The 7,160-nt window shown below is 25.2% G+C and carries 6 protein-coding genes; 2 read left to right on the forward strand and 4 right to left on the reverse strand.

Going from position 1 to position 7,160, the window contains the following annotated elements; all coding sequences use genetic code 11:
* Positions 1 to 9: 9 nt before the first annotated feature.
* The gene (locus tag KO488_RS10865) at positions 10 to 690 is read left to right on the forward strand and encodes a response regulator transcription factor (protein WP_216058835.1); all 681 of its coding nucleotides are present in this window, start codon (positions 10 to 12) and stop codon (positions 688 to 690) included.
* The gene (locus KO488_RS10870) at positions 668 to 2,002 is read left to right on the forward strand and encodes a sensor histidine kinase (protein ID WP_303572464.1); all 1,335 of its coding nucleotides are present in this window, start codon (positions 668 to 670) and stop codon (positions 2,000 to 2,002) included. The genes KO488_RS10865 and KO488_RS10870 overlap by 23 nt, the downstream gene beginning before the upstream one ends.
* Here KO488_RS10870 and ccoG read toward each other — a convergent pair.
* The 4 genes from ccoG to KO488_RS10890 form a co-directional block, all read right to left on the reverse strand.
* On the reverse strand, positions 1,991 to 3,334 hold the full coding sequence (gene ccoG, locus KO488_RS10875; protein WP_216058836.1) for a cytochrome c oxidase accessory protein CcoG: 1,344 nt from the start codon (positions 3,332 to 3,334) through the stop codon (positions 1,991 to 1,993). The two genes, KO488_RS10870 and ccoG, sit on opposite strands and share 12 nt — an antisense overlap.
* Before the next feature lie 57 nt (positions 3,335 to 3,391).
* Positions 3,392 to 4,837, reverse strand: a complete 1,446-nt coding sequence (locus KO488_RS10880; RefSeq protein WP_216058837.1) for a sensor domain-containing diguanylate cyclase — start codon at positions 4,835 to 4,837, stop codon at positions 3,392 to 3,394.
* A 78-nt stretch (positions 4,838 to 4,915) separates the two neighbouring features.
* Positions 4,916 to 6,223 (reverse strand): leucine-rich repeat-containing protein kinase family protein, encoded by a 1,308-nt coding sequence (locus KO488_RS10885; RefSeq protein WP_216058838.1) that lies wholly within the window; start codon positions 6,221 to 6,223, stop codon positions 4,916 to 4,918.
* Position 6,224: 1 nt separating this feature from the next.
* Positions 6,225 to 7,070: a bifunctional helix-turn-helix domain-containing protein/methylated-DNA--[protein]-cysteine S-methyltransferase gene (locus tag KO488_RS10890; protein WP_216058839.1), complete on the reverse strand. Its 846-nt coding sequence runs from the start codon at positions 7,068 to 7,070 to the stop codon at positions 6,225 to 6,227.
* Between the last annotated feature and the right edge of the window lie 90 nt (positions 7,071 to 7,160).

The raw sequence follows: 7,160 nt of genomic DNA on the forward strand, positions 1-7,160 counted from the left end.
ATATCTTTTATGTTAGAAAGTATAAACAAAACTATTAAAATACTATATGTAGAAGATGATGATATTGCACGTGAAAATGGTGTTGAGTATTTAGAAAATTACTTTGAAAATATATATGAGGCAAGTGATGCCTTAACCGCTTTAAAGTTATATGAAAAACACCAGCCTGATATTATTATAACAGATATACAAATGCCCAAATTAAATGGTTTAGAATTTGTTCAAAGAATTAGAAAAACAGACTCTAAAACACAAGTTATTGTAATAAGTGCTTTTAGTGATAAAGACTATTTATTAAAAGCAATTGAGCTTCAACTTGTGAAGTATTTAATTAAACCAATTAAAGAGGATGAATTAAAAAAAGCATTGATTTCTTGTATGGAAAGTATAAAAAGTGATACTAGTAATATAATAGCTTTAAATAGTGAGTATACTTTTGATATGTTTAATCATTCTTTAGTAAGAAATGGGGAAATGATAAAATTACGTACTAAAGAATTAGGCTTTTTAGTTTTACTATTAAAAAACAAAAATAGATATGTAACATATACTGAAATTGAAAACTATGTGTGGTTTGATTCTTCTATGAGTAAAGATGCTCTAAAAACTTTAGTAAAGAATATAAAGACAAAGATTCCAAAAGAACTTATATTAAATCTCTCAGGTAGTGGATATAAAATTGATTTATGACTTGAGCACTACTTTAGCTTACGGGATTACTTTTGGTATCTTGATTATGACTATAATGTATACACTTGTAAGATATATATATTCAAAAGAAATTTTTTATATAAGCTACTGCATTATGCAAGCTTTTTCTTTACTATTTATAATTTCATATAGTAAGATGTTTGATATAAGTCACCTTATAGAACAAATTGCAATATTAGGTGCAAGTTTATTTTCAATTGTATTTGCTGTATCTTTTTATGAAGGAAAATTTTTTCCTAAAATTTCTAACTATAAAGAACTTATCATAAACACTATACTTTTTAATATAGTAGTTTTAACAGCTTTCTATCATTATATGTTATTTGAATATTTACCTTATACTATTATTTATGCAATTTTATTTATATCTATTGTATTTAATTTAAGACAAGGGTTTAAACCTACAGTTATTTATGTAGTTGGTTGGTCATTATTATGCTTTGTATTATTTGTAATGGACTTTAAGACACTCTATATTCAAAAAGGATATATGGATTTAGTTCTATTGGCTTTTACTATAGAGGCTATTCTTTTTACTTTATCAGTTGGATATAAATACAATAACTTACAAATACAAAGTAATTCTTATGAAGATATGCTTCTTCAACAATCTAGATTGGCTAAATCAGGTGAAATGATTGGAAATATTACACATCAATTTAGACAACCTTTAAATAATCTCTCTTATATATTAATCAATATAAAAAAACGTTTTGAAAATAAAAAACTTGATGAGGTCTATTTAGATAAGAAAATTAATCAAGCAAATATACAGTTAGATTTTCTATCTAAAACAATTGATGATTTTAAAGATTTTTATGCACCTTCAAAACAAAAAGAAATCTTTTCTGTAAAAGAAGCCATTGATTCTTGTCTTACTATTTTAAGTGCAGATTTCAAAAAACATAATATAGCTTTAGAATTTGTATTTAATACAAATGAAAATATTAAAATATATGGTGTTAAAAATGAATTATCACAAGTAATACTTGCACTTCTTTCAAATTCTAATGATGCTTTAACAAGTGTAGAAAATCCTTATATAAGAATCGAAGTAACTTCCTCTGATGCTGAGGTTATAATAAAAATTCAAGATAATGCAGGTGGAATAAAAGAGAAGAATATAGAAAAAGTATTCGAAGCATATTTTTCAACAAAGGAGCAAGGTTCAGGAATTGGACTTTATTTAGTTCAACTAATTGTTGAAGAGAGCTTTGAAGGTAAAATTGAGTTAGTTAATAAAAAAGAGGGAGTAGCATTCACCCTCTTTTTTGAAAAATCATTTGATTAAATCACTTCTTGGATAAACAAAAGACAACTCTTTTGATAGCACAATTTCTTTATTTTCAAGAGCAAAAGAGTTTATTTTTATTTTCAATGGAGTATCTTTTGTTTTTGAAATAAAAAGTCTCTTTTTAGTCTCTACAATAAATATCTTTTTTATTCTTTTATTTGGCTCTAATTTAAAAGGCTTAAATCTCTTAATTCTAAAGTTTTCACTATCTTCTAATTTAATATCAAAGGTATATGCTTTATTTTGTGTGTTATGAAAAGTTAAAATATAATTATTTGTAACTTTTTGATCTTCTTTGATTTTATAAAGGTTTGTAGTTTTGTTAACGTTAAGTAAAAAAGGTTCTTTCTTAGATGCAAAAACAATAGCAAGAATAATACATAAAATAAGCGAAACAAAATAAGTCATATTTCTTTTTGTAAGAAGTGTTGATATTTTTTTATTTATAACACTATTTGTACTTCCCCAGTTAATTAAAGATTTCTTTCCAAGTTTTCCCATTACAATACTACATGCATCCGAACACTCTAAACAGTTAATACATTCAACTTGTAAACCTTTTCTAATATCAATATTTGTAGGACATATTTTCACACATGCTTCACAAGTCGTACACTCTTGATTTGAAGTCCATTCTTTCATTTTGAAAATAGATTTTTCTCTATTTACATAAACGTCTCCACCTCTTGAAGTATCATAAACAATTTGCTTTGTGTCATCATCATATAAAACAGATTGTATTCTAGAATAAGGACAAATATAAACACAAAAATTTTCTTTCATAAAAACAATATCATAAATCAAGAATATAGCAATTGATAATATAAATATTATCATAAACATGTGTTCACTAGGAGTTTGCATATAAAGGAAAAAATCTTCAGGAGGAACAAAATACCACATGAAATTTGTAGAAATTACTATTGTAATTATAAGCCAAAGAAAAATAGAAATATATTTTTTTAATAAATTAGATTTTTTTGAATAATCAACATCTTTTTGTTTATTTTTAATTCTTCGCATATCTAAAATAGTACTTTCAATTAAATCTCTATAAATCGTTCTAAATATTGTTTGAGGACAAGCCCATCCACACCAAACTCTACCAAAAATAGCAGTCATCGCAAAAATACCAATAAATAAGAACATTAATAAAAATGGCATAATATAAAGCTCATTTACATTATAAACAAATCCAAAAAAATGAAATTGTAATTTATCAAATGATAAAAGTAATATGTGATTATTATCAATGGTAATAAACGGTAATGTAAATGTGAGAATTGTAATAAAGATATAAACTAAATATCTTTTTTTAGTATAAGACATATAAACTCCTTTGTTTTAAGAAGTTTATATTTTATTAGTGTTCATTTAGTGGCATATTTAATAAACTATTATATTTTTACCTTTTTGTTTTGCTTTATATAAATTTTTATCGGCTTTTGAAAATAATTCTTCTTTTGAAGTTTCATCTTTTTTTGAATGCAAGCCTGCACTTATAGTGATTTCTTGATTTAGTAAATTATGAAGAGTTTTATTACTGCTAATATTCTCACATAATTTTTTTGTTAATTTATAAGCTTTATCTTCTTTGATTTTTGCTAACAATGCAACAAATTCATCCCCACCCCATCGTACTAGAGTGTCAGAATCTCTAAATGTATTTTTAAATATATTTGCTATTTCAATTAAAACTTTATCTCCAACAATATGCCCAAATTTATCATTAATTTGTTTGAAATCATCTACATCAAATATTAAAATTGTTAAATCTTTTTCATCTTTTCTTTGTGAATTAAAAAGTTTTTCAAATATTAAATCAAAATCATGTCTGTTGTTTAAAGAAGTTAATTTATCCGTTTTTGCAAGATCTTTTAATATCTCTTGTTGATGTTTTATATAAAGAATTGTAAAAATTATAATGATTAATATTATGATAGAGAAAATTAGAATATTTATATAAAAAGTTTTTTCTAATTTTTCTGTAAAATAGCCTTCTTTAGCTTCTACGCATAAATATAAATTTAATTCATCTATATATCTAATATTTAAAACATACTTCTCATTGTTTTTATAATACTCATGAGTAGATATATCTTTCTTATTAAAAGTATTTATTACTTTATTTATAAAACTATTATTTTGGATATCTTGTGTATCTTTTGAACTGATTAATATTTTATTATCTTTATTAATTAAGTAGATTTCATGATTATACTTCTTTTTATAGATTTTAAGTAAGTCACCAACATGTGAGGTTTTTAAACCAACTCCTGTTGCTCCTAAAAAATTCCCATTGAAATCTTTTACCTTATAATTTGTAAAAATTGTAATAGAATCATTTTGAGCCAAATCAATATCAATATTACTTTCATATTCATTTACAATATTTTTAACTCTATAAAACCAAATATCTCTTTTCTCATTTGGAGATATCTCTTTTAGTATGCCTTTTGGGTAGTAGTAGTTTTTTGTTTTGTCTGATACTAAAAAACTAGTTGAAGTATTATATTTTTTCTGAATTGTTGAAAGATAAGTAGTAATTTCATTAATATTTTGTTCCCCATTTAACATCCATTTAATCATAAATGTATCTTGTGCCATAAGTGAAGAAACTAGGTTTGGTTTTAGTATGTCTCTTTGTATCTCTGAATATACATTATCACTACTTAGTGGTAAGGATTTATATTTTAATTCATTTTTTGCAAGGTCTGTAGCAATTTTATAAGAAAAGAAAGATGTTGCAAAGAATCCTATAAAAAGTAAAATAGTAATTATTATTAGTATTTTATAATTATAAAGAAAATTATTAGATTGTATATTTAGCATCTATTTCCTAACAAAAAGGTTTATTTATGTATATAATACCTAAATTATGATTTATAATATATGATTTTACTAATTATTTTATTTGATTATTTTTAATTGTTTTGTTATTTGTTCAAATAGTGGTCGTTGTTTAATTGATTCATTTAAACACGATATTTGTAAGTTAAGAAGAGAATCTTTAATATATTTGTATTTTTCATCTTCTTTTGATGATATATCTAATAACTCTTCAATCAAACATCCAAAAGCTCTAACTTCTATTTGCTCTAAAGCTTTAGCTATCTCAAAATCTTCTTCATAATATGAAGCTGCTCCAAAATCACCTAAAATAGTATCCGCTTCTTTATCTATTAAAATATTATGCGCATAAAAATCACCATGCATAATACCTCTTTGATGCATATGCAAAGCAGTAGATGCCATATCTTTTAATATTTTTAGTATGGATATTAGAGATAGTGTAAAATCAGAGGGATAAATATCTCTTGTACAACTATCTAAGCTAGGAGGTAATCCTAAGTTTGTATAAGTATTAGGGATTAATTCTAGAATAAGTGCATTTTTACCTTCTGGATGTTCTGATACATGAGCAATTGCATCTATTAAGTTTTTATGAATACCCATAGAAATATTAATATTCATCTCTTCTTGAGGTAAACCATCTGAGGTGATTTCACCTTTAAATATTTTTACAGCAACTTCTTTTTCCTGATATTGTGCTTTATAAATATTTCCTGATGCGCCTTGTCCTAATAGTTCTTTTATTTTTAAATCATGCCATTTAACAGTAGGTAGTTTTATATTTGAATTTGGATGTTTTTTGCAAAAAGGATTTCCACTATATGCTAACCATGCTAACTTCGGTAGTGTTAAAACAGTTGAAGGGAAAATATCAAGTTTATTTGCAGAAATTCTAAGTAGTTCTAGATTTTTACATTTACTAATAGTATTAGGTAAGCTAGTTAATTGATTACCTGAAAGCATACATTTTTGAAGTAGTGTTAAATCTCCAATTGATTGTGGGAGTGATGTTAGCTTATTATCTGTGAGTATTAGCCAACGTGTACTTAAAGGTAAAGAGTCCTCTTCAAATATTTTAATTTGATTATTACGTATACCTATCATTGATAAAAGTGGTAGTTTTGCTAAAACTTTTGGAATATGATCAAATTGATTATTTGATAAAAAAAGTCTCTTTAATTTTTTAAATCTATAAAAATCATCGGGTAATCTTGATAAGTTATTATCTGTTAAGTCTAAAACTTCCAATGTATCTGCTAATTTATATAACTCTATAGGAAAAGTTTTTAATCCTGATGCCATTTTAACAGATGTAGCATTTTTTAATTTACCTGCTTGTATTTCTTTTAGTAAATCTTGTGACATACTACTCCTGATTTTTGTTTTTTATAGCTTCGTATGCTATTAATATTTTTTTTCGTTCAATTCCCCAACGGTAACCACTCATGGCACCTGATTTTGCTAGAACCCTATGACATGGTACTAAATATCCAATATGGTTTGAGCCAATTGCAGATGCAACAGCCCTAACTGCCTTTGGTTTATTTATTGTATTTGCTATATCTTGGTATGTAGTGATTGTTCCATTTGGTATATTTAGTAAGGCTTTCCAAATATTTATTTGGAAGTTTGTACCCTTTACATATAAGTCAAATTTCTTTTTTTCTATAAAAATATTATCCAAAAAGTCTTGAGCTTTTTTGTCATCCTCAATAAAAGTAGCCTTTTCCCAAATCTCTTTAAACCTTGTAAAAACTGCCTCTTTATTGTTGTCAACAAAACCTAAATATGAAACACCTCTTTTTGTAAAAGCTATTAAAGCCTCACCAAAAGGAGTAAATCCGTATCCATAAGTAATCTCTACATTTTTACCAGATTCTTTGTATTCTTTTGGCGTTACTCCTATTATATTTACGAATAAATCATGTAGTCTACTAGAACTAGATAATCCTAAATCAAGAGAAGAGTCAAGTATACTTTTGGATTCTTTTAAATGTTCTTTTGCATAGTTTAAAGTAACGGATTGTAAGAATTGTATTGGAGTAACTCCAACATATTCTTTAAAGACTCTAATTAAGTGGAATTTACTCATTCCTATATATTCTGAAATGGTATCTATCGAGGGTTGTTCTTTGAAGTTTTCATCAATGTATTTTATTACTTTTTCAATTTTTTTATAATTTTCATTTTCAAGTAATAGCTTATCATCCATGACAATTCCTAAAGGTTTTAATTTAAGTGGTATATTATACCACTTAAACTTTTAGTTTGTTAAGAAAGATTTAGTAAGTAGACTGATTGT

This window comes from Poseidonibacter lekithochrous, assembly GCF_018861145.1.
Lineage (GTDB): Bacteria > Campylobacterota > Campylobacteria > Campylobacterales > Arcobacteraceae > Poseidonibacter > Poseidonibacter lekithochrous_A.

What these genes read in the sequence shown, in the direction of transcription:
- KO488_RS10865 (WP_216058835.1), top strand. Translation starts at nt 10, where the DNA reads ATGTTAGAAAGTATAAACAAAACTATTAAAATACTATATGTAGAAGAT.
- ccoG (WP_216058836.1), bottom strand. Translation starts at nt 3,334, where the DNA reads ATGTCTTATACTAAAAAAAGATATTTAGTTTATATCTTTATTACAATT.
- KO488_RS10880 (WP_216058837.1), bottom strand. Translation starts at nt 4,837, where the DNA reads ATGCTAAATATACAATCTAATAATTTTCTTTATAATTATAAAATACTA.
- KO488_RS10885 (WP_216058838.1), bottom strand. Translation starts at nt 6,223, where the DNA reads ATGTCACAAGATTTACTAAAAGAAATACAAGCAGGTAAATTAAAAAAT.
- KO488_RS10890 (WP_216058839.1), bottom strand. Translation starts at nt 7,070, where the DNA reads ATGGATGATAAGCTATTACTTGAAAATGAAAATTATAAAAAAATTGAA.